Here is a 22,405-nt window from a genome sequence, read left to right on the forward strand (position 1 = left end):
TGTTGATTGATTTATAATCAACACAAAATAATTTAACCACAAATAAACCACATTATGAGTAAACAAGTTAACCCTAGTGCCTTGTTTTTAGGAAGCTGTTTAGCCCTAATCACTACAGGTCTTACCTTTTCAATTCGTGCTGGGATATTACCTCAGTTAGGCGAAAGCTTCAATTTATCTGCAGAACAACTGGGATTTATCAATTCCATGTGGTTTCTCGGCTTTCCGATCTCGATGATCCTTGGAGGTATATTCTATTACAAAATTGGACCTAGCAACATCATGCGCTTTGCGTTTGTTTCCCATACCCTTGGGATTTTGTTGACCATCTTTGCAACTGGGTATTCCACTTTATTGATCTCCACATTATTTATTGGTTTAGGTAACGGCTGTACAGAAGCCGCCTGTAATCCATTGATTGCGGATCTATATTCAGGCAAGAAAATGGACAAGATGTTGAACAGGTTCCATATGTGGTTCCCAGGAGGAATTGTATTGGGTAGTTTGATTTCCTTGGCCATGACAAAAATGGGTGCAACTTGGCAAACTCAAATGTGGATTATCATGATCCCAACTATTTTATACGCTATTATTTTTTACGGAAAAGTTTTTCCAAGACCAAAAGAAGAAAGCGCAACTTCACTTTCCAATAATGTGAAAGCCATGTTCTCGCTGACCTTTATATTCTTATTCTGCTGTATGGCATTAACGGCTATCTCTGAATTCGGACCACAGCAATGGGTAGGAATTATTATGGCAAATAGCGGTGCCAGTCCAATGTTAGTTTTGGCCTTGGTAACGGGTTTAATGGCTGTAGGAAGGTTCTTTGCCGGTCCAGTAGTCAAAGCTTTGGGCCAAACGGGCGTATTGCTTGGTGGAGCCATCTTTGCCACCATTGGAGTTTACCTATTCTCTGTTGCGACAGGAGGAATGGTATACGTAGCAGCCATTTTATTTGCCATCGGAGTATGTTACTTCTGGCCTACCATGATTGCAACAACAGCGCAGCGTGTACCATTGAGCGGTGCGATCGGTATGTCGGTAATCGGTGGTGTAGGGATGTTCTCAACTTCCATCTTCCAACCAATCATTGGACGTTGGATTGATGATTCTAAAGCTGCCGTACAACAATCCGGCGAAGTGATAGAAAACCTAGATTTGGTCGTAGGTCAGGTGACTTTAGCTAAATTGGCAATTTTCCCAGCTATATTAATTGTCCTGTTCCTATTCTTCCATTTCTGGCAAAAGAGAACCTATAAAGGTCATCAGGAAACTGAAGAAGGAACATCTGATGCGCAAGTAGAGACCATTTAATTCAACAATACTCAAAAGAAATAATGAAACATCAACTCAGAACCACCTCTATTCTTTCATTTTGGACCAATAAACTGGTATTGATAGCCTTTCTATTGATCAGTTTGGGTCTTAGCAACTGTGTTGCCCAGCAAAATAATTGGTTACACTTTACACCTGAAAAGGCGCAAGCCAAGGGCAAGAAAGTGGTGCTGATTTCTGGCGATGAAGAATACCGTTCTGAGGAAAGCTTACCCATGCTGGCGAAAATCCTAACTCAAAAGCATGGGTTTGAAACTTTCGTGCTCTTTGCCATTAACCCAGAGACGAAACAGATAGATCCTGAATACCAAAAGAATATCCCAGGATTAGAGAATCTGCAAAATGCAGATTTGATGATCATTGCAAGTCGATTTAGAGAACTGCCGGATGAGCAGATGAAACATGTGGACAATTTTCTTAAAGCAGGAAAACCAGTTATTGGCTTACGTACTGCAACCCATGCCTTCAATTTCGGCAAAGAATCAAAAAGTGCCTATAAACACTATGGTTATAGCAACCAAGAAGGTGAATGGAAAGGCGGTTTTGGCGGATTTGTTTTAGGTGAAACATGGATCAATCACCATGGAGACCATGGTACAGAAGGATCATTGGGTTTGGTAAATGGACTTCAAGTGAATGCCAAAAACCCAATCCTGTTAGGAGTTGAGGATATTTGGGTGCCTTCCGATGTGTATGGCATCAAAAACAACTTAAAACAGTCGGAAATCCTTGTATTCGGTCAGCCTACCTTGGGAATGACCGCAGATAGCCCTGTCAACAGAAAAAAATCAATCATGCCTGTCGCTTGGACAAAGGATTACCAAATCCCTGGCGGTAAGAAAGGTAAGGTATTCACTACCACAATGGGATCTTCCATTGATCTATTGGATAAAAACCTAAGACGATTGATCGTAAATGCTTCTTATTGGGCAGTTGGTTTGGAAAATGAAATCAAGGCAGATTCAAATGTGGATCCTGTAGGTGATTTTAAGCCGATTATGTTTGGTTTCGGTACCCATATAAAAGGGAAATATCCAAAAGATTACCAATAGGACAGATCCGATTAACCCAATAACTTTTCAGTTTCCAGGTATTTCATAATGATTTGGGTAGCACCAGACCGTTGTTGAACATAGTTTTTGGCAGCAATGCTGGCTTGCACCAGCTTTTCAGTGATGCACAATGCACTATAGACTTCCAGCAATTCCTGTTCATTTGAAATAGAGAATCCTGCCCCTATTTCCATGAGGTCGACTGCTTCCTGAAACTTCTCATACTTTGGTCCAAAGATTACGGGCATACCATAGGTTGCAGCTTCTAGCGTATTATGGATTCCGGCACCAAAGCCGCCACCAATGTATGCAATTCGACCGTAATGGTACAAAGAGGATAACATACCGATATTATCAATGATCAGCTGTCGGGATGAGGCAATCTGTTGATCCGTATAGGTATAGAATTTTGAGAACAGCAGGGCATGCGGAAATAACTTCATCATGGCATCAATATGATCCTGATGGATTTCATGTGGCGCAATAATCGCCTTCAAATCCTTATTGTTTTCCAGCAAAGTTTTTAAGAGTGCTTCATCAGCTGGCCAGGTACTTCCGGCTACCAATATATCTTCATTCCCTGCGAAAATATGAGCTTCAGGAATATCCTTATGTTCTTTTGGCAACTCCACTACCCTATCAAATCGAGTATCGCCTGCCAATCCTGCTTTCGTGATACCAATCCATTTTAGCATATTCACACTCTCGGTATTCTGGGTAAAAAAATAGGAAACCTTTTTGAGAATGGCCCTGAAGAACCCTCCATATTGCTTAAAGAAAACTTGATTTTCCCTGAATATGGCCGATATCATCAACAACCTGATATTCCTTTTATCAAGTTCCCTGAAGTAATGGTACCAATACTCATACTTAGTGAAAATGGCCAACTTCGGATTAATTATATCTAGAAAGCGACGAGCATTCCTAGCCGTATCTGCGGGAAGATAAAATACATGATCTGCCAATGGCGTATTTTTGCGGATCTCATAACCGGATGGGGAAAAAAATGTTACAATTATTTTTTCCTTAGGATAGCGCAATTTAATTTGTTCCATGACGGATCGACCCTGTTCAAATTCTCCCAAGGAAGCAAAGTGAAACCAAATGTATTCCTGCCCTTTTTCAACCGATTGTTCTATATGCTGCATCAATCCTCTACGACCATCAGACAGCAACTTCGCCTTTGTATTGAACAAGGCAAAAATGCGAAGAAGCAAGCCATAAATTAAAATCCCCAGGTCGTAAAGAAAACGCATCATGTTAAAATATTACTTATCTTCGTCAAAGATATTTAAACCTTTTCAAATTCACTATTGTGCAAGAAAACAAGCGCAAACGAATATTAATAACAGGAGCAGCTGGATTCTTAGGATCCCATCTTTGCGACCATTTTATTGATCAGGGCTTTCATGTCATCGGAATGGACAACCTCGTGACTGGAGATCTTCGCAATATTGAACATCTTTTCCATCTGTCCAATTTTGAGTTCTACCATCATGATGTTTCCAAGTTTGTCCATGTACCTGGAGAATTACATTATATCTTACATTTTGCCTCGCCAGCGAGTCCCATTGATTATCTGAAGATTCCCATACAGACCCTAAAAGTAGGTTCATTGGGAACCCATAACCTATTGGGGTTGGCAAAGAGCAAACTAGCGCGGATCTTGGTCGCCTCGACCTCTGAAGTCTACGGTGATCCCTTGGTATCTCCGCAGAATGAAGAATATTGGGGAAATGTAAATCCAGTAGGTCCAAGAGGGGTTTATGATGAGGCCAAGCGTTTCCAAGAGGCCATGACCATGGCCTACCATAATTTCCATGGATTGGAAACTCGAATCGCCAGGATCTTTAACACCTTTGGTCCCAGGATGAGGCTAGAAGATGGACGCGCTTTGCCGACTTTTATCTCCCAAGCTTTACAGAACAAGGATGTAACGGTTTTTGGAGATGGCAAACAGACGAGATCCTTTATTTATGTTTCGGATCAGGTTGAAGGTATCTGTAAATTACTTTTCAGCGATTACCATTTACCGATCAACATCGGTAATCCAGATGAAATGACCTTGATCGACATGGCAAATGAGATCATAGCCCTAACGAACAGTAAGTCCAAGATCATCTTTGAACCACTTCCTATTGACGACCCGAAGAAAAGACGGCCCGATATTAGCAAGGCTAGAGAGATCCTTCAGTGGGAGCCAAAAATCGGAAGAAAAGAAGGACTTGAAAAAACAATCGAATACTATAGAACATTATTTTAAGAACACGCAACTATATAATTGTAAATAAAATGAGTAAAATACTTGTCACCGGAGGAACCGGATTCATTGGATCACACACCGTAGTCGAATTGCACAATGCTGGATATACGCCTGTTTTAGTTGACAATCTTTCAAATTCCAATATCAAGATCTTAGAGCAAATTGAAAAAATCATTGGTGTTAAACCAGAATTCCATCAATTTGACCTTTGTGATACGGAAAAAGTAAACGAATTTGTAAAGGCAAATCCTGATATCACGGGTATTATTCATTTTGCAGCATCAAAAGCAGTTGGTGAATCTGTTCAGAACCCATTAAAATACTATCATAACAACTTCTTCTCCTTAATCAATTTACTAGAAGCTTACCGTGAGAAACCGATCAATTTCGTATTCTCATCGAGCTGTACAGTTTATGGAGAACCAGATACTCTTCCAGTGACGGAAAGTGCTCCTGTAAAGAAAGCGACTTCGCCGTACGGGAATACGAAACAGATCGCAGAAGAAATCTTAGAGGAAACTGCGAAAGCTGCTCCAAACTATCAATTTGTTGCTCTTCGTTACTTCAATCCAGTTGGAGCGCATAGTTCTGCCCTAATCGGTGAATTGCCAATCGGTGTCCCTCAGAACTTATTGCCTTTTATCACACAAACAGCAATTGGCAAGAGAGAGAAATTGACCGTATTTGGTAATGATTATGAAACACCGGATGGGTCAGCGGTTCGCGACTATATCCATGTGGTAGATTTAGCGAAAGCTCACGTTGCAGCCATCAAATTATTGGAAAAAGGTAACCCTAATGGCAACTACGACGTTTTCAACATCGGAACAGGTAATGGTTATTCGGTATTAGAAGCCATCAAAGCATTCGAAAAAGCATCCGGACAGCCACTTAGCTTCGAGGTTGGCCCTCGCCGTGAAGGTGATATCGTAAAAGTTTGGGGCGATGTTACTAAATCCACAAAAGAACTAGGTTGGAAAGCCGAGTTAGGGATCGACGAGATGATGTCCTCTGCTTGGGAATGGGAAAAATATTTGAAAGAGAATCCGATTAAGTAAAAGGGGATTTGAGATATGAGATGTGAGATATTAAATCTCTTATCTCATGACTATTAAATATGCTAACGGCCTTTCTATCTCAATACTCATATCTCAAATCTCACATCTACCCCATAAAAAAGCGGGCTTTTGAAATACAAGAGCCCGCTTTTTTATGGAATTATGCTATTTCCCCTCATCTTTCACCCTTTGGAAGATTTTAGGGTTGAATTTGAAGGAAGGAGTCATCAAGTATAAAAGGATGATTCTGGAGTATCGGTTGTTGAATGGTGCCATGATCAATGTTACAGCTAGGGCAACGATGACATATAGCCAAGGGCTTTCCAAATTACCCGACAGGAAATAGGTCAATACACATGCTGTTACCAATTCGGCAACACTGAGTGCGTAACTGACATACATGGCAACATAGAAATAGCCAGGTTCTTTTTCAAATTTCAAATCACATGCTGGGCATCTTTCCAACATTCGCTTGGATTTAAAACTCAAAAGAGGTGCTGCGAACATATTACCTGTTCTACATCTTGGGCACTTTCCATCTATTGCACTATTTAATTCGGAAGGTATGGTATATTTTGTTTCCATATTGATATTTACGTCCATTGTGATTTTCTGAATTCTTCGGGGGTCTTACCCTCTACTTTTTTAAAAAATTTTGTGAAATATGAATTATCGTTAAAACTCAACTCATAGGCCACCTGTGAGATGGTCCAGTCTGGCAAGATCAGCAAGCGTTTGGCTTCTAGCATGATCCTGTTCCGGATCACTTCCCCTGCCTGCGTCCCCAAGTATTCCTTACATACCGAATTGAGGTGATTTGGAGTTACAAACAATAACTCTGCATATTCCTTCGGTAAATGGAGCTCTTTAAAATTCTGGTCGACCAAAGAAATAAAATTCTTGATCAGCACCAAATGATAGTCGATGCTCTTTGCTGGGAAATTAGGGATATATGCTTGATCAAACCTCAGCAGGATATAAAGCAGTAAAGAACGCTTAAGATCTTTTGCTACAGGTAGACTGCTCAGTTCTATCAATTGATCGAACAGACCAGAGATTTCGCGGACCTGATATTCTTCTAGTGTGAATACCCCCTCGTTCAAGGAAGAAAACAAATCTAGATTTTCTACATAATCAGGCTGGATCAACAGGGATTTGAAATAGTCGATATCGAAATTGACGATATAACCAGTCATTTTCCCTTCGAACATCCATGAATGCACCTGACCTGGCCCCATAAAGTACACCTGACCCCTTTCAATGGGGTACTGCTTGAAATCAATTTCATGCATGCCCTCTCCCGATAGGAATAACAACATCTGGTAGAAATTGTGTCGATGTGGAAAAACTAGGTTATTATTTTTGCCTAGGTACACCTCCAGACGGTCTGCCAAAAAGTTTTTATCCTCCTTGTAGGATACTGTACATTGCTCTAAAACAGGTATCTTGCCCATACAATACAAAGGTAACCAATAACTACCATGGATAATGGTATAAAAACAGTCATCAATGGTGTTATTTACTTATTGAATTAATTTTACCCTTAAAAACGGGAGAATTAATACCATTGATATAGATTAAAATGGTATTAATTGTAATATTAATTATCTTTATTTATGTCATTACACAAGGATCAGGAACTCAAGGAAGCGGTTTTAAATCTACCAGCAAAGGAAAAAGACAAGTTATTGGTCAGGTTAATCAATAAGGATAAGATGCTTTTGAAACAATTGCACTATGAGCTTTTGGAGGATGAAGCAGATCTGGAGGATCGTATTTTTGATCTGAAGAATGCCTTAGAATCCCTATTTGAGATCAATAGCAATAAGGTAAAAAACTTGCCCATGTATTCCAATTACAAAGGGTTAAACAGCACCTTACGCCAGGCGAGTGGGATGATCAATGAACATGAAAAAATTACGAAGGATAAGTTTTCAGTGGTTGAATGTAGGCTTTTGATTTTACAGGAGGCCTTTGACCGGTATCCCTCCCTATTTGGTCCATCGGCATTATCCCCTGCTTTCAAATTACAGAGTTATGTCAGTGCGAGGATAAAAAATGCCGTAAAGATATTCGACAATCTCCATGAGGATTTACAATTTGACCTGAAAGAGCAAATGGAATATGTGCTTGATTTTGCTGCACAGCATAAGCTCGATCAGAGCTTGTAGGTTGATATTCATTCCTATTACCCAAGCATTTTTGTAAATTTGCAAAAATATACTAGCGTGAACATCCAAGAAATATTAGATAAATACATCCTATCCGAACAAGTCAAGCGATTTACAAGCAGTATCCAGAACGGCAAACCGAAGATCCATGTCAAGGGATTAGTAGGGTCGGCAGATGCTATGCTGGCTGCGGCAAGCTATCAGATAGAAAAGCGATTGAATGTTTTTATTCTACCGACACATGAAGAGGCATCCTATTTCTTGAGTGACCTGGAAAGTTTATTTGATAATCAAATCCTGTTCTTTCCTGCATCTTACAGGAAGGCCTTTGATTTCACCATCTTGGATAGCGCCAATGTGCTGCAACGTGCAGAAACGCTGAGTTCACTGAACCGCAATTCTGAATTACCAAAAATTGTGGTGACCTATCCTGAAGCGATTTCGGAAAAGGTCATCAACAAACAGGATCTCGAGAAAAACACGTTGGAAATACGAGTGGGAACCAAACTGAGCATTGATTTCATCAATGAGTTCCTCTATGAATATGATTTTGAACGCGTTGATTTTGTTTATGAGCCCGGACAGTTTGCTATCCGTGGTGGGATCGTGGATATATTCTCCTTTTCAAATGACCTCCCCTATCGGATTGAGTTCTTTGGCGATGAAATCGATAGTATCAGGACCTTCGAGATTGAATCTCAACTTTCCGTAAATAAGATCAATTCAGTAACCATTGTTCCAAATGTTCAAGCAAAGTTCCTGAGCAATAATCATATCTCTTTATTGGAATATATAGAGAAGGATTCCATCATCTGGATCAAGGATGTTCAGTTTACATTGGACATTATTCAGGACGGATATAAAAAAGCTTCTAAATATTGGAAGGCATTGACCGAAAAGGACATCAAGGATAACCCAGACTGGGTAGATCCGAGATTCACCTTTACCGATGACAAAAACTTCAATGCCATGCTCTTTGAGTATGCATTGGTAGAATTTGGGAAGCAATTTTTCTATAAACCGGATGAAGAGTTCAGTTTTGACACACATCCGCAACCTTCATTCAACAAGGACTTCAACCTGCTGATCCATAATTTCAAGGAAAATGAAAAACATGCGATCCATAATTACATTTTTTCAGATTCCAGCAAACAGATCGAACGCATCTATGCCATATTGGACGACCTTGACAAGACCGTAACCTTTACCCCTATCTACAAGGCACTAAGGGAAGGCTTCAGGGATGATAAGCTGAAAGTGGCCTGTTATACCGACCACCAGATCTTTGATCGTTACTATAAATATAAACGTAGAAAGGGCTATGAACGTTCGCAAGCAATCACCCTGAAGGAATTGAGCGAACTAAAGCCCGGTGATTACATTACGCATATAGACCACGGTGTAGGTAAATACGCAGGTCTGGAAAAGGTAGATGTAAATGGCAAGAGCCAGGAAATGATCCGTCTGGTCTATGCAGACAATGATTTACTGTATGTCAACATCAACTCCTTAAACCGCATATCCAAGTATTCTGGTAAGGAAGGAACAGTTCCAAAGATGAATAAATTGGGAACAGATGCTTGGGAGAAACTTAAGAGGACCACCAAGAAAAAGGTTAAGGATATAGCCCGAGACTTGATCATGCTGTATGCAAAGCGTAAAGCCCAGACGGGAAATGCTTTCAGTCCGGACACCTATTTGCAAAGGGAATTGGAAGCCTCCTTTATCTATGAAGATACTCCCGATCAGGAAAAGGCAACTGCTGACCTGAAAAAGGACATGGAATCACCGCATCCAATGGATAGGTTGGTCTGTGGCGACGTAGGTTTTGGTAAGACCGAAGTTGCCATCCGTGCAGCTTTTAAGGCGGTAGCTGATAGCAAGCAAGTTGCCGTATTGGTACCAACCACCATCTTAGCGCTGCAACATTACCGTACTTTCTCTGAAAGATTGAAAGGTATGCCGGCAAACATTGATTATATCAATCGTTTCAAAACCAGCAAGCAGATCAAAGAGACACTTAAGAAATTAGAAGAAGGAAAAATAGATATCATTATTGGTACCCATCGTTTGGTAAGCAAGGATGTTAAGTTCAAGGATCTAGGCTTGATGATCATCGATGAGGAGCAAAAATTTGGCGTTTCAGTGAAAGAGAAGTTAAAGGTGATGCGGGCCAATGTGGATTCCCTGACCTTAACAGCGACGCCGATTCCGAGAACCTTACACTTCTCCCTCATGGGAGCTCGGGATTTGAGCATTATCTCTACCCCTCCGCCAAACAGGCAACCTGTACAAACGGAATTACATGTCTTTAACGAGAGTTTGATCCAAGAGTCAGTAAGCTTCGAGATCGATCGTGGCGGACAGGTTTTCTTCATCCATAATCGGGTGGCGGATCTACCGCAGTTGGGTATGCTGATCCGTAAATTGGTGCCAGGTGCACGGGTTGGAATTGCCCATGGACAACTGGAAGGAGATGACTTGGAAGATGTAATGCTGAAGTTCATCAACCATGAATACGATGTGTTGATTGCGACGACCATTATTGAAGCAGGTTTGGACATCCCTAATGCCAATACCATTATAATCAATCAGGCCCATATGTTTGGTTTGAGTGACCTTCACCAGATGCGTGGTCGTGTAGGGAGGTCAAATAAGAAGGCCTTCTGTTATCTTCTGAGTCCACCGCTGTCTACCCTGACCAGCGAAGCTTACAAACGATTATCAGCTATTGAAGAGTTCTCCGAATTGGGTTCGGGCTTCAATGTTGCCATGCGTGATTTGGATATTCGTGGTTCCGGTAACCTGCTAGGTGCTGAACAGTCGGGATTCATCGCGGAGATCGGTTTTGAAATGTACAACAAGATCTTGGATGAAGCCGTGCAGGAATTGAAGGATGATGAGTTCGGTGAACTGTTTGCAGATGAGGAAAACAGAAAATATGTGAGCTTCACGCAGATAGATACCGATCTGGAAGTCATGATTCCTGATGAATATGTGACCAACGTATCTGAACGATACAATCTGTACAACGATATATCGAAGTTGAAGGATGAAGGGCAGTTACAGAAATTTGAGAAGGAACTGATTGACCGATTCGGTCCAATACCTGAGCCGGTCTTTGAACTGTTTAATACCCTTAGATTACAATGGTTGGGTAAGGAAATTGGTTTGGAGAAAATATCCTATAAAAAACATGTGCTGAAGGGCTATTTTGTAAACAATCCGAAATCAAGTTATTACCAATCGGACAGTTTTGGAAAGGTTTTGGGCTTTGTGCAGCAACATGCCAGCAACTCCAATATGAAGGAGGTCAAAGGCCAATTGCGTATAGCAATCAATAATGTAAACAGTATTGAATATGCTATTGAATTGTTGAAACAGATGCGATAATATTGCCTTAAGGGCGAATAGCTATCCTATACAGGAATACAAAGTATCCAGCAATGAATTTTAATAGGGGTATTAATCTATCCTTCCTTTTTGATTTTCTTTTTGAATGCGAATTCATAAAATGTCCTAATGTGGTTACCCAAAAGTAAATCACATTAGGACATGATACAATCCCCGACATTGGGTATTTTTTACTCAACCGTTAAGAAAGTTGCATTGGCCATGACCAGCTTTCCGCTTTCCCAAAAGTTACGGAACAATACATTGTCCGTCAAATAGATGACAGAACCTCTACCAAGGTTCTGGGTCGCGAAGACCATTCCATTCTTAAGCTTCTTATTGAGGTTATGACCGACAAAGCCGCTCATCTTAGAGTTTTCAGTGATATAGCCCACATTCCAACCTTTGCCCTGTTCAAAATATTGAAAGAGATTGTCATCCTGTTTCAGGGTGAAGTAATCTTTAATACCGAACATCAAAGGATGTGAGTTGTCAAAAGTCAGTTTGAATATGGCTCCAGAGGTATAATTTTCCATTGCACCTCTTTCACGGTCTCCATATTTCTTCAATGGGTTAAGTTTTGCTTTTGCAGAGGTATCTTGTTTTACCGTTTTCAATTCAGACCAAGGTTGGGCAGCCAATTGACTTACGGCACTTTCCAATGCAATGACCTTTCCTCCTTTTCTGATCCAGGTTGCAAATTCCTCGCTCTGCGCTTTATCTTTTAGGAAAGAATAATTGCCATTCGGCATGATGAAGACATCGACTTCATCCCAATCTACTCTTGCAAAATCAGTAGGATTGATCAGGATTATTGGATACTGTAATTGTTGATCGAAGAAATGCCACACCTCGCCCACATTGGTCGCTCTAAGGCCTTCACCTGCCATCATCATCACCTTTGGAGCCTTGATGGTCTTCACATCGGAACTTCCCAAATCTTTTCCGCCTTCTACGATTCCAGATTGGAAAGCATACATCCTCACTTGTAGCTTATCTGCTTCTTCCTTTAGGATCTTTTCTACATTCGCCTGTTTATTGCCATTTTTCATTACCAAAAGTGATCCTTTTGGAAATTCATCGGAACCAATCTTGAAGCTCTGATCGGAAACTTTAACCGTGATCTTATGGCGTAACAATGCCGCCAATAATTTGGCAGATGAGAAGCCATCCCATTTTACCGCATAACCAAAATTGGAACCCACGCTGTTGCTGATGGTTTCCAGTTGATACGGATTAAGGTTGCTTATTTTTGCTTGGGATGCCATAGCTGGAAGGCCATAGACATAAGGTAAGGACCAAGCGGTAATATCGTAGGTGATGGAATCCGTCAATTTCGCTTCCGGTTCAAACAGCACGCGTATCAATGCAGCTTTGGATTGATTGCCCGGGATAACCAAGTCCTTTTCGCTCAGACTATGGTTCTGTTCTTTTTTGCTGAAATAATCAAAGCCCTTTACAGAACCTGAGGACGAATAATAATTGATTTTATTCTTGTCCAACAGTTCTATTAATGCACGCATGGTTTTATCTCGGGAAGAGTCGTACTTGATCACATAGGTTTGATATGAAGACAGTTTACCGGCAGCAGCATCATCTCCGAATTTCTTGAATTCAGAAACGACCTTTGCAGCATTCTGGGAAACCACTTCTACGATGTTCATGCCTGAGGCATGATGCTGGATAGCTCGGTCCACCAAAGTCAGGGTATCCTTTTCATCGGTATAGACTCCCAAACCTGCAGATCCATTACCGGCTTTTTCAAAGGTCATACCGATAGCTCCGGAATAGATGGGATAAGTATCGCCATAGGAAGGGTAAAACAAGTCAAAACGCTCCTTAGTGAAGTATAACCAGCCTTTGGAATCAAAATACTTTGCATTATGTTTACCAATGGTCGTTTGAAACTCACGTTGCCAAGGCGTAATCACCTCGTGGAAAGGTTCTGCAGCTGGCGGGAAATAATACGGTGAGTTGATCCCCTGCTCATGGAAATCGGCATGGATATGTGGCAACCATTTGTTGTAGATCGCCGCACGGAATGTACTTTCCTTTTGTGTTTGCCATGCCCAGTCGCGGTTCATATCGAAATAATAATGATTATATCGACCGCCTGGCCATGGTTCGCGATGCTCTCTAGCATAGATTTCAGGATTGTACTTGATGCCTACGGTACCATTGTACCAATTGTTATAACGTTCAGTACCGTCTGGGTTCAAACATGGGTCTATGATGACCAAGGTATTGTCTAACCAACCTTTGGTCTTGCTGTTTTTTGGATTTACCAATTCAAACAGGGTCATCATGGAAGCTTCGATCGATGAAGTTTCATTGCCATGGATGTTATTGCTGATCCAGACAATGGCTGGGGAACTGCTGCTGCCTTCGCCTTGGATGGCATGGGCAAGCTTAAGGTTGTTTGTTCGGATGTTTTCAAGGTTTCCGATGTTTTGGGCAGAGGAAATATAGAAAACCTTTAAAGGTCTACCTTCAGGTGTTTCACCATAAGATTCCACTTTTACTTGATTTGGAACCTGATCTGCCACATACTGATAATATTCCAAAACCTTCCAATGCGGCGTCACTTTTGTTCCCACTTGATAGCCTAGGTATTCGGCGGGAGATTTGATTTGCGCAAAAGAAAGTGTGGAAATAAAACAAGCCAGGACGGCCAGTATTTTTTTCATAGTATTTGAGGTTAATTAGGATTTAATAATTTAAAATAATTCGTTGCTGAAATTAAGTATTTACAAGTTATTTTTTTAATTTTCAGTCCTTTATTTTTTAAACCCAACCTACTATGGCTCATTTAGAAACCGACCTCATCCATAAAGGCCAGGAATTTAACAGCAGTAAAGCTGTTGTAACACCCATTTATCAGACATCTACCTATTTTGCAGATGAAGATTTGAAGAATTATATCATTTCTGCTACAGAAACGAAGAACCCTAATTTTTATCATCGACATGGCAATCCAACCAACTCCCAAGCAGCGGCCATTGTGGCAAGTTTGGAGAAGACGGAAGATGCCTTGGTTTTGGCAACTGGGATGGCGGCTATCAGCACGGCCATTTTATCGGTGGTCAAGTCAGGAGATCATGTTGTAACCCAAAACTCATTATATTCTGGCGCTATGCTCTTTTTTAAGGACTTCTTGACCGAATATGGAGTGGAAGTAACCCATGTGGACCAGAAAGACAATACAGCCTTCGAAAAGGCAATCCAAGCGAACACAATATTAATCTACGTTGAAACCCCTTCGAATCCGAACTTAGATGTCACCGATCTGAAGTTTATCGCTTATTTAGGGAAGAAGCATCAGCTGACCACGATGGCTGACAATACCTTTGCCTCACCCATCAATCAAACGCCTACGGAGTTTGGAATTGATGTCGTGGTTCATTCAGCGACCAAATATTTGGGAGGCCACAGTGACCTTACTGCAGGAGTGGTCTGTGGAAGCAAATCCTTTATTGAAAGGGTCTGGAAAAGGTCCTTGATGCTTGGGGGATCCCTGAGTCCTTTCGACTCTTGGTTACTCTTGAGAGGCCTTAAGACGCTATCCATGCGCGTAAAACAGATAAATAGCAATGCCTTGGCTTTGGCTGAATACTTTGAAAACCACCCGGCCATAAAACATACCGGATATGTGGGGCTTCCTTCGCATCCCCAGTATGATTTGGTCAAAAAGCAGATGCGCGGTGGAACGGGCATGCTCTGTATAGAAGTTGTGGGGGCTAATGAGGACGAGGCCTATAAAAATGCGCAATCGGCAATAAACAAATTGGAGGTATTTGCCAATGCGGCCAGTTTGGGCGGCGTGGAATCCTTGGTGGTCCACCCGGCCAGCATGTGGGGTTCACATCATGATAAAACACAAAAATCAGTTTCCGGAATAAGCAATGGCATGCTTCGAATTTCTGTAGGAATAGAACATATCGATGATCTGATTGCAGATTTTGAACATGCACTCGAGGATATCAAATAGAAGAAGCGGGCAAAACCCGCTTCTTCTATTTTAGTCGATCCTTACGGATGTTAATTTTTCAGGTATCCAGACCTGCATGGCACTCTTACCCCTATTGTTCCAAAGGAAGTAAGGGATTGCCGTAATTTCTTTCTCTTGTTGTAATACCTGATTGCTTGCCTGATCAATAGCTACAACAGGGGCTTTGAACTGGATAACATTTGTCCCCCCCAATAAATCAGGTTTGTAGTTTACTTGAAACTGGGTGTTCTCAGGAATGAACAGTCCATTCTTTGCGTTCGGGTTATCCACATCTTCCACGGCATATACAATAGGACCATATTGTAGGGCAATACGGTTCTGGTTCTGCTTCAATTCATCGGAAGACACGATCCGTTGCACCTCCATATTCAGTTGCATATCAATCTTATCCCCCTTTTTCCACTTTCTATCGATCTTTAAATATCCATCTTCCACAGCTGCATTTACAGGCTTTCCATTGACAGTTACCGAATAGTTATTGGTTTTGCCGTTTTTATAATGATATAATGAACTTGGAACGGGTTCTTTTAACCATCCTGGAATACGAACAAAGACTGCAAATTCCTTCGCTTTCTTAGGACTTACCTCTATACTGACCTGTCCGTTCCACGGATAATTGCCGGACTGTTTCACAAAGACCTCGTTTTTATTTAGGTCTACTGTTGTCTCACTGCCTACGAATAGATTGACATAGAGGTCTGTTGCCGAGCGACTGTAGATATAGGAACCTAAGGAAGATACCAACCTTGCGATATTGGATGGACAGCAGGCGGTTCCGAACCATTCGCTACGTTCGTAATTTCCATCCGAAGCCAATGGATTGCCATAGAAAAAACGATTGCCAGAAAGGCTGATGCCATCGATAGCGGCATTGTACAGCGTCCTTTCCAGTACATCGATGTATTTTGCCTGTGCAGAAAGCATGTTCATCCGCTGGTTCCAGAAAACCATCCCTACGGAAGCACAGGTTTCGCAATAGGCGGATTCATTCGGAAGGTCATAGGGTTTTCCGAACCCTTCATTGGAACCTTGGGCTCCAATTCCGCCGGTGATATAATAGTGCTTGTTGATTACGTCATCCCAAATGGCATCCATGGTCTTGACATAACCTGCATCCTTTGTTTCAGAAGCTATATCCGCAACCCCTGTATATAAATACATAGCTCGTACGGCATGCCCCGTTATTTTTCTTTGATCGCGAACAGGAATATCATCTTGGGCATATTCAGGGTCTTTCCATTCATCCCAGATCTTGCCTACGCCATGTCCCCTTCCTCTCTGTTCAACAAACCAGTCTGCCAATTGTAAATAACGCTTCTCATTGGTATGATGATATAATTTCATCAAGGCCAATTCAATTCCCTCATGTCCCGATACCCATGGCTTATTGGGAACCCGAAAATAATTGTCGATATGGTCTGCAAACTTTGTTGCTACCTTCAGCAATTTATCCTTACCAGTTGTATTATAATAGGCTATACCCGCTTCGATTAGATGACCAGCACAATAATCCTCATGCCTTTCCATATCTTTCCAGCGATCCTGAAGGCCATTTAGGGTGTAATAGGTATTTAAATATCCATCAGGCTGTTGAGCTGCGGCTATTTTATCGATCCATACATCTGTATTGGCTTCTAGTTCTTTGTCTGGATAGTTCTTCAAGGAATAGGCGATGGCTTCAATCGCTTTATAGACATCGGAATCATCATAATAGATCCCCTCGTGCTTGCCTGAACCCTGAGCCACCTTCTCAAAATTCCGGATGCGTCCCGTTTTGTCCTCGGTATAGGTTACACAGGCATCTATGGTAGCATTGGCGACCTTTTCCAATTGGGGTGACCAGAAGTTATCTTCTATGGCAACCTTTGAAAAATTAATCGGATAAATCTTTTGTGAAGGGCTTTGTGCCCAAAGGCTCGCGGAAAATAACAGTCCCGCTGAACAAATCAGAAAGCTTCTCATAATGGTAGGGTTGGGTTAATTATGAAAAAAGCTAGAAGAGGTCTTTTCCTCTTCTAGCTTTAGTTATTACCAGAATATGGTATAAAGCGCTGCGGTGATACCGATAACAATCAAGGCACCTACTGCAAAGCCAGTTTTTGTTTTGAACATGGTAGCATCTATCTCAAGTCCGTGTGTAACCACGCCTTTTTTGTGCTCGTACATAGAGATAATGTACATCCCGATTAGACAGAATATGAATACGAATCCAATTCTATCGATGAATGGGATTTCATAAACGCCATCCACAGGGATTGCAAATCCTGTTGAAGCCAAGAATGAAAGATCCATATAACCTGGAAGGAATTTCAATACGATCGACAGCAAGAAACCAACGATGGTTGCAAATAGTGCTGCATTTGAAGTCGTTTTCTTCCAGAAAAACCCTAAAAGGAACATGGCAAATACCCCTGGAGAAACAAATCCGGTATATTCCTGGATGTATTGGAATCCGCCTTTTTTATCAATCCCTAAATATGGAGCGATAAAGATGGCCAAGATCATGGAAACCACAATAGTGATCTTTCCTACATTTACTAATTTCTTTTCAGAAGCATCTTTGTCGAAGATCTTTTTATAGATATCCAAGGTAAAGATCGTTGCCACTGAGTTTGCTTTTCCCGCCAATGAGGCTACCACCGCAGCAGTCAAGGCCGCAAAAGACAAGCCTTTCAATCCTGTTGGCAATAGATTCAATAGTACCGGATAGGCTCTATCTGGATTCAGCTCTCCACCAGCTAACATTTCTTGTTGGAATAGACCATCATTATAAAGTACGAAGGCGGCAATACCTGGCAATACAACGATTAAAGGCATCAATAACTTTAATCCAGCAGCGAATAACAGACCGTTTCTTGCTGTTGGAAGATCCGCACCTAATGCACGTTGCGTGATGTATTGGTTACAGCCCCAGTAGTTTAGGTTGATAATCCACATACCCCCGATCAGAACGGAAAGGCCAGGAAGATCGATGTAATTCGGATTATCTGGTTTTAGGATCATATGGAAATGGTCTTGGGCTTTGTTATGAACAATTCCAAGTCCATCTAAAACGCCACCACCACCGAAATGGTCAGACACCAAGTTTAAGGCAAGATAAGTCGTCGCCAATCCACCTAAGATCAGGAAGAATACTTGGATAACATCAGTATATCCAATTACTTTCATTCCCCCTAGCGTGATGAAAATAGCGAAAATCGCTAAGCCGATCATACAGACTTGGAAATCTAACCCTGATATACTGGACACCGCCAATGCCCCTAAGAATAAGATGGAGGTCAAATTGACAACGATATACAATAGCAACCAGAAAACAGCCATGATCATGGCTACAGTGCCGTTATACCGCTGATTCAGGAACTGCGGCATCGTAAAGATCTTGTTCTTGAGATAGACCGGTAGAAAGAAAACCGCGACTACCACCAAGGTCACCGCTGCCATCCATTCATAGGTAGCAATGGCAAGACCGATCTTAAAGCCCGAACCACTCATCCCGATGAATTGCTCAGCGGAGATGTTGGATGCGATCAATGAGGCTCCAATTGCCCACCAGGTCAAAGATCCTTCGGCTAGGAAGTAGTCCTTGGAGTCTCCAGAGGCCGATTTCTTCTTATAATAAATGTAAAGTCCATATCCTGCAACAATGATGAAGTAACACAGGAATACAATATAGTCTTTGGTTTCCATTGATATTAATTAGTCGTAAACTTATAAATAGATTTGCTTGTATAGGTATCTCCTGGTTTCAAGGTTGTTGAAGGGAAGTTCGGTTGGTTTGGGGAATCTGGGAAATGTTGTGTTTCCAAGCATAAACCGGTACGGAAGCTATCCTTTACACCATTTTTTAGGGTTACATTATCTGCCATAAAGTTCCCACTGTAGAACTGAATTCCTGGCTCTTCGGTATACACATCCATCACGATCCCTGTTTTATCTCCAGTTAACGTGGCAGCATGGTTTAATCCATCCACTTTAGTTCCGCTAAGAACCCAATTATGGTCATATCCTTTTCCGAATTTCAATTGCTCATCCTCTTGTTGAATATCCTTACCGATAGTTTTGGACACTGTAAAATCGAATGGAGTACCTTTCACGTCCTTCAACTCTCCAGTGGGGATCAGCGTGCTATCTACTGGCGTAAATTTATCCGCATATAGCTTTAAGGTATGTTCAGTAATGGTTCCACTACCTTCACCGTTTAGATTGAAATAAGCATGGTTTGTAAAGTTCACTACAGTTTTCTTGTCAGCGGTTGCTTTGTAAGCGATGGCCAATTCATTGTTATCAGAAAGACTATAGGTAACCTCGATATGGATAGGACCAGGAAAACCTTCTTGTTTATCTGGAAGGGTATATGCAAAGGTAATGGCTTTATCATTGGCAGATTTCACCTCCCAATTTGCAAAATGAACTCCTTTTAATCCACCATGAAGGGTATTAGCACCATTATTGGTCGGAAGGGTAAAGGTTTCCCCATCTAGGGTAAACTTACCTTTGGCAATACGGTTGCCAAATGGTCCAACGATAGGTCCGAAAAATGGTTCTTTAGGGTTGTTATAATCAGAAGCTTTATTGAAGCCCAATACCACGTCAGTCAGTGTTCCATTCTTATCAGGAACCTGTAGAGAAACAATCCTGGCCCCAAAGTTCGTAAAATAAGCCTTGGCACCGGAAGAATTCTTTAGCATGTAAAGCTTGGCTTCTTTCCCATCGATTTTTTCCGTGAAAGAACTGGAGTCTAAGGTTGTAACAGCATTGCTGCTTGAATCAGTGGACTGACTGCTTTCTTGCTTACTATTTTGCTGGCATGCCACAGCCGTAATTAGGCCGCACGCTAGCATAAGTTTAAGGATTGATCTTTTCATTTTCTGTTTATAATTGATTCTAATATACTAATTCTGAGCCATTATCGGTTTTTACGAAAATAGGTGTCAACTCAAGGTTAAACTCTGTTTTATAGGCCGGTGCAAGCGCATCAACAAGCTGCTGTCCGAATCCTTTTTTGACGATATTGATCGTACAGCCACCGAATCCTCCTCCCATCATTCTCGCTCCAAGTACTTCAGGGAAGTCCTTCGCTTTCTCCACTAGAAAGTCCAATTCTTTACAGCTTACTTCATATTCCTTGCTCAAACCTTCATGCGCACGGAACATCTGCTTGCCCATTTCTACGATATCACCATTTTCCATGGCTGCACAGGCTTTCGCTAGCCTTTCATTTTCTTCTACTACAAACTTTGCTTTGATATAACTATCCAGATCAAACGGCATGACCAATTCATCCAACATTGCTATATCAACATCTCTTAAGCTCTTCACATCAGCATGTTTCTTTTGGACCAAGGTAACAGCATGCTCACAGGAATACCTTCTATCATTATATGCAGAGGAGGCCAAAGAATGCTTTACATTGGTATTTAACAATACGATTTCGTATTCCCCCAATTCCAAAGGGACATAGGTATAAGTGAGATCCCGACAATCCAGGCGAACTACATGGTTTGCCTTGCTGAGTACCGAGGCAAATTGATCCATGATTCCACACTTTACGCCAGCATAGGTATGCTCTGCAAGTTGACCGATCTTGGCAATACTGACTTTATCCAAGCCTAGTCTGAACAATTCATTCAATCCATAACCCGTTGCACATTCAACGGCAGCAGAAGATGATAATCCCGCACCAACAGGGATATCCCCATCGATATAAAGGTTAAAACCTGAAAGTTCCAATCCTCTTAATTTTAATTGATTAACCACGCCTAATATATAATTAGGCCACCCTTTATCGGAAGGAGCTACCTTGTCTAATTCAACTGTATAGCTCTCTTTAAAGTCTTCAGCGTATAAATGTATCTCCGAATCCTCTCGTTTGGAAAGCGCAACATAGACAGCTTTGTCAATAGCAGTTGGAAGGACGAAGCCTTCGTTGTAGTCGGTATGTTCCCCGATGATATTGATCCTTCCTGGGGATTTCGAAACTAATGTAGGCTCTGTTCCATACAATTCCTTAAACCTAGCACTAATTTGGTCTCTGTCAATCATTTGGTATTCGATTTATAATGTACTGTGGATTGATTTCTGATTATTTCTGCAGCTTTTTCAGCTGTAATATCGCGTTGCGGATTGGCTAACATTTCATATCCGACCATGAATTTCTTTACTGTGGCGGAACGCAACAAAGGCGGGTAAAAATGCATATGCCAATGCCAAAAATCTTGATTTCCACTATTTACTGGCGCTTGATGCATGCCTGCAGAATATGGAAAAGAAGTAGAAAAGATATTATCGTAACGGATGGTTAGTTCTTGTAAGGTTTTGGCGAGATCGGTTTTTTCATCATCGGTAAATTCCCTGATGTCCTTTACCTGTCTTTTGCTGATGACCAAGGTTTCAAATGGCCATGCTGCCCAGAATGGCACCAGGGCGACGAAATGATCATTATCAACAATGATCCTTTCCTTTTTCTTGAGCTCCAAGGCTAGGTAATCAGAAAGCAAGGAATGACCATTTTTTTCGAAATATTCCTTTTGTTGCTTCTCTTCTTTTTGGATTTCCATAGGGAGTTTACTCTCGGCCCAAATCTGTCCATGCGGATGGGGGTTGCTGCAGCCCATGATGGAACCCTTATTTTCAAAGATCTGTATGTATTTAATCCAATCGTTTGCTGCCAAAGAAGCAAATTCGCTTTGCCACACATCGACTACCTTCCTGATTGCTGGGATATCCATTTCTGGTAAGGTCAAGTCATGCTGCGGCGTAAAAGCGATCACTTTGCATATCCCTCTTTCCGTTTCAGCTACCAAAAGGCCTTCCTCATTCATCTCCCCTTCCTCGGAATCTTTCAATAATGCAGAAAAGTCATTCACGAACACAAAACTCTCTTTGTAATCTGGATTTACACTTCCATCAGCTCTTGAATTTCTTGGGCAGAGGTAACAATTTGGGTCATATTCAGGCCTATTGTCGGCAGGTAAATCTTCCACTTGCCCCTGCCAAGGTCGCTTACTGCGATGGGGAGAAACAAGGATACTTTCACCTGTCAACAGGTTCAAACGCCTGTGAGGAACATCATTTATAGCAAAGTTGGGCATAGGTTGCGCTTAAATTAGTTTTCCTAAGATACA

16 protein-coding genes are annotated in these 22,405 nt (G+C 41.5%); 7 read left to right on the top strand and 9 right to left on the bottom strand.

Annotated elements, in window-relative coordinates; all coding sequences use genetic code 11:
* The first annotated feature begins 54 nt into the window (after window positions 1-54).
* Together NMK93_RS17775 and NMK93_RS17780 are read left to right on the top strand one after the other, a co-directional pair.
* On the top strand, window positions 55-1,314 hold the full coding sequence (locus NMK93_RS17775) for a sugar MFS transporter (protein WP_254528875.1): 1,260 nt from the start codon (window positions 55-57) through the stop codon (window positions 1,312-1,314).
* Between the two features lie 23 nt (window positions 1,315-1,337).
* Window positions 1,338-2,387: a ThuA domain-containing protein gene (locus NMK93_RS17780; protein WP_254528873.1), complete on the top strand. Its 1,050-nt coding sequence runs from the start codon at window positions 1,338-1,340 to the stop codon at window positions 2,385-2,387.
* Window positions 2,388-2,398: 11 nt separating this feature from the next.
* On the opposite strand, the gene NMK93_RS17785 is transcribed toward NMK93_RS17780, so the two are convergent.
* Window positions 2,399-3,646 (bottom strand): glycosyltransferase N-terminal domain-containing protein, encoded by a 1,248-nt coding sequence (locus NMK93_RS17785; protein WP_308214536.1) that lies wholly within the window; start codon window positions 3,644-3,646, stop codon window positions 2,399-2,401.
* Window positions 3,647-3,702: 56 nt separating this feature from the next.
* On the opposite strand from NMK93_RS17785, the gene NMK93_RS17790 reads away from it, so the two are divergent.
* Complete coding sequence (locus NMK93_RS17790; protein ID WP_254528871.1) at window positions 3,703-4,650, top strand: UDP-glucuronic acid decarboxylase family protein; 948 nt, start codon at window positions 3,703-3,705, stop codon at window positions 4,648-4,650.
* A 29-nt stretch (window positions 4,651-4,679) separates the two neighbouring features.
* Window positions 4,680-5,708, top strand: coding sequence for a UDP-glucose 4-epimerase GalE (gene galE, locus NMK93_RS17795; RefSeq protein WP_254528869.1), 1,029 nt, complete (start codon window positions 4,680-4,682; stop codon window positions 5,706-5,708).
* 165 nt (window positions 5,709-5,873) lie between these two features.
* Here galE and NMK93_RS17800 read toward each other — a convergent pair whose 3' ends face one another.
* Both NMK93_RS17800 and NMK93_RS17805 read right to left on the bottom strand, forming a co-directional pair.
* A complete protein-coding gene (locus tag NMK93_RS17800) occupies window positions 5,874-6,176 on the bottom strand; it encodes a DUF983 domain-containing protein (RefSeq protein WP_308214535.1) in 303 nt (100 codons plus the stop codon).
* Between the two features lie 125 nt (window positions 6,177-6,301).
* Window positions 6,302-7,162, bottom strand: coding sequence for an AraC family transcriptional regulator (locus tag NMK93_RS17805; protein ID WP_254528865.1), 861 nt, complete (start codon window positions 7,160-7,162; stop codon window positions 6,302-6,304).
* 162 nt (window positions 7,163-7,324) lie between these two features.
* Here NMK93_RS17805 and NMK93_RS17810 point away from each other — a divergent pair, with 162 nt between their 5' ends.
* Window positions 7,325-7,879: a hypothetical protein gene (locus tag NMK93_RS17810; RefSeq protein ID WP_254528863.1), complete on the top strand. Its 555-nt coding sequence runs from the start codon at window positions 7,325-7,327 to the stop codon at window positions 7,877-7,879.
* A 57-nt stretch (window positions 7,880-7,936) separates the two neighbouring features.
* Window positions 7,937-11,272 carry a transcription-repair coupling factor gene (gene mfd / locus NMK93_RS17815; protein ID WP_254528861.1) on the top strand — a complete coding sequence of 1,112 codons (3,336 nt, stop codon included), beginning with the start codon at window positions 7,937-7,939 and terminating at the stop codon, window positions 11,270-11,272.
* A 191-nt stretch (window positions 11,273-11,463) separates the two neighbouring features.
* Here the strand turns inward: mfd and NMK93_RS17820 are convergent, their stop codons facing one another.
* A complete protein-coding gene (locus NMK93_RS17820) occupies window positions 11,464-13,959 on the bottom strand; it encodes a M14 metallopeptidase family protein (RefSeq protein WP_254528859.1) in 2,496 nt (831 codons plus the stop codon).
* A gap of 113 nt (window positions 13,960-14,072) precedes the next feature.
* On the opposite strand from NMK93_RS17820, the gene NMK93_RS17825 reads away from it, so the two are divergent.
* Window positions 14,073-15,260, top strand: a complete 1,188-nt coding sequence (locus NMK93_RS17825; RefSeq protein WP_254528857.1) for a PLP-dependent aspartate aminotransferase family protein — start codon at window positions 14,073-14,075, stop codon at window positions 15,258-15,260.
* A 30-nt stretch (window positions 15,261-15,290) separates the two neighbouring features.
* Here NMK93_RS17825 and NMK93_RS17830 read toward each other — a convergent pair whose 3' ends face one another.
* From NMK93_RS17830 to NMK93_RS17850, 5 genes are all read right to left on the bottom strand, one after another.
* On the bottom strand, window positions 15,291-17,243 hold the full coding sequence (locus tag NMK93_RS17830) for a glycoside hydrolase family 127 protein (protein ID WP_254528855.1): 1,953 nt from the start codon (window positions 17,241-17,243) through the stop codon (window positions 15,291-15,293).
* A gap of 66 nt (window positions 17,244-17,309) precedes the next feature.
* Entirely contained in the window at window positions 17,310-18,968 is a 1,659-nt protein-coding gene (locus tag NMK93_RS17835; protein ID WP_254528853.1) for a sodium/sugar symporter, read from the bottom strand.
* A gap of 5 nt (window positions 18,969-18,973) precedes the next feature.
* Window positions 18,974-20,146, bottom strand: a complete 1,173-nt coding sequence (locus NMK93_RS17840; protein ID WP_254528852.1) for an aldose epimerase family protein — start codon at window positions 20,144-20,146, stop codon at window positions 18,974-18,976.
* A 19-nt stretch (window positions 20,147-20,165) separates the two neighbouring features.
* The gene (gene galK / locus NMK93_RS17845) at window positions 20,166-21,323 is read right to left on the bottom strand and encodes a galactokinase (protein WP_254528851.1); all 1,158 of its coding nucleotides are present in this window, start codon (window positions 21,321-21,323) and stop codon (window positions 20,166-20,168) included.
* Complete coding sequence (locus NMK93_RS17850) at window positions 21,320-22,372, bottom strand: UDP-glucose--hexose-1-phosphate uridylyltransferase (RefSeq protein ID WP_254528850.1); 1,053 nt, start codon at window positions 22,370-22,372, stop codon at window positions 21,320-21,322. The genes galK and NMK93_RS17850 overlap by 4 nt, the downstream gene beginning before the upstream one ends.
* Between the last annotated feature and the right edge of the window lie 33 nt (window positions 22,373-22,405).

It is taken from the genome of Sphingobacterium sp. LZ7M1 (assembly GCF_024296865.1).
In the GTDB taxonomy this organism is placed as follows: Bacteria; Bacteroidota; Bacteroidia; order Sphingobacteriales; family Sphingobacteriaceae; genus Sphingobacterium.

Excerpts from the sequence above, each read along its gene's own strand:
- NMK93_RS17820 (WP_254528859.1), bottom strand. The coding sequence starts at position 13,959 with ATGAAAAAAATACTGGCCGTCCTGGCTTGTTTTATTTCCACACTTTCT.
- NMK93_RS17840 (WP_254528852.1), bottom strand. The coding sequence starts at position 20,146 with ATGAAAAGATCAATCCTTAAACTTATGCTAGCGTGCGGCCTAATTACG.
- NMK93_RS17780 (WP_254528873.1), top strand. The coding sequence starts at position 1,338 with ATGAAACATCAACTCAGAACCACCTCTATTCTTTCATTTTGGACCAAT.
- NMK93_RS17825 (WP_254528857.1), top strand. The coding sequence starts at position 14,073 with ATGGCTCATTTAGAAACCGACCTCATCCATAAAGGCCAGGAATTTAAC.
- galE (WP_254528869.1), top strand. The coding sequence starts at position 4,680 with ATGAGTAAAATACTTGTCACCGGAGGAACCGGATTCATTGGATCACAC.
- NMK93_RS17805 (WP_254528865.1), bottom strand. The coding sequence starts at position 7,162 with ATGGGCAAGATACCTGTTTTAGAGCAATGTACAGTATCCTACAAGGAG.
- NMK93_RS17800 (WP_308214535.1), bottom strand. The coding sequence starts at position 6,176 with ATGTTGGAAAGATGCCCAGCATGTGATTTGAAATTTGAAAAAGAACCT.
- NMK93_RS17850 (WP_254528850.1), bottom strand. The coding sequence starts at position 22,372 with ATGCCCAACTTTGCTATAAATGATGTTCCTCACAGGCGTTTGAACCTG.
- NMK93_RS17810 (WP_254528863.1), top strand. The coding sequence starts at position 7,325 with ATGTCATTACACAAGGATCAGGAACTCAAGGAAGCGGTTTTAAATCTA.
- NMK93_RS17835 (WP_254528853.1), bottom strand. The coding sequence starts at position 18,968 with ATGGAAACCAAAGACTATATTGTATTCCTGTGTTACTTCATCATTGTT.
- NMK93_RS17775 (WP_254528875.1), top strand. The coding sequence starts at position 55 with ATGAGTAAACAAGTTAACCCTAGTGCCTTGTTTTTAGGAAGCTGTTTA.
- NMK93_RS17830 (WP_254528855.1), bottom strand. The coding sequence starts at position 17,243 with ATGAGAAGCTTTCTGATTTGTTCAGCGGGACTGTTATTTTCCGCGAGC.
- galK (WP_254528851.1), bottom strand. The coding sequence starts at position 21,323 with ATGATTGACAGAGACCAAATTAGTGCTAGGTTTAAGGAATTGTATGGA.
- NMK93_RS17785 (WP_308214536.1), bottom strand. The coding sequence starts at position 3,646 with ATGATGCGTTTTCTTTACGACCTGGGGATTTTAATTTATGGCTTGCTT.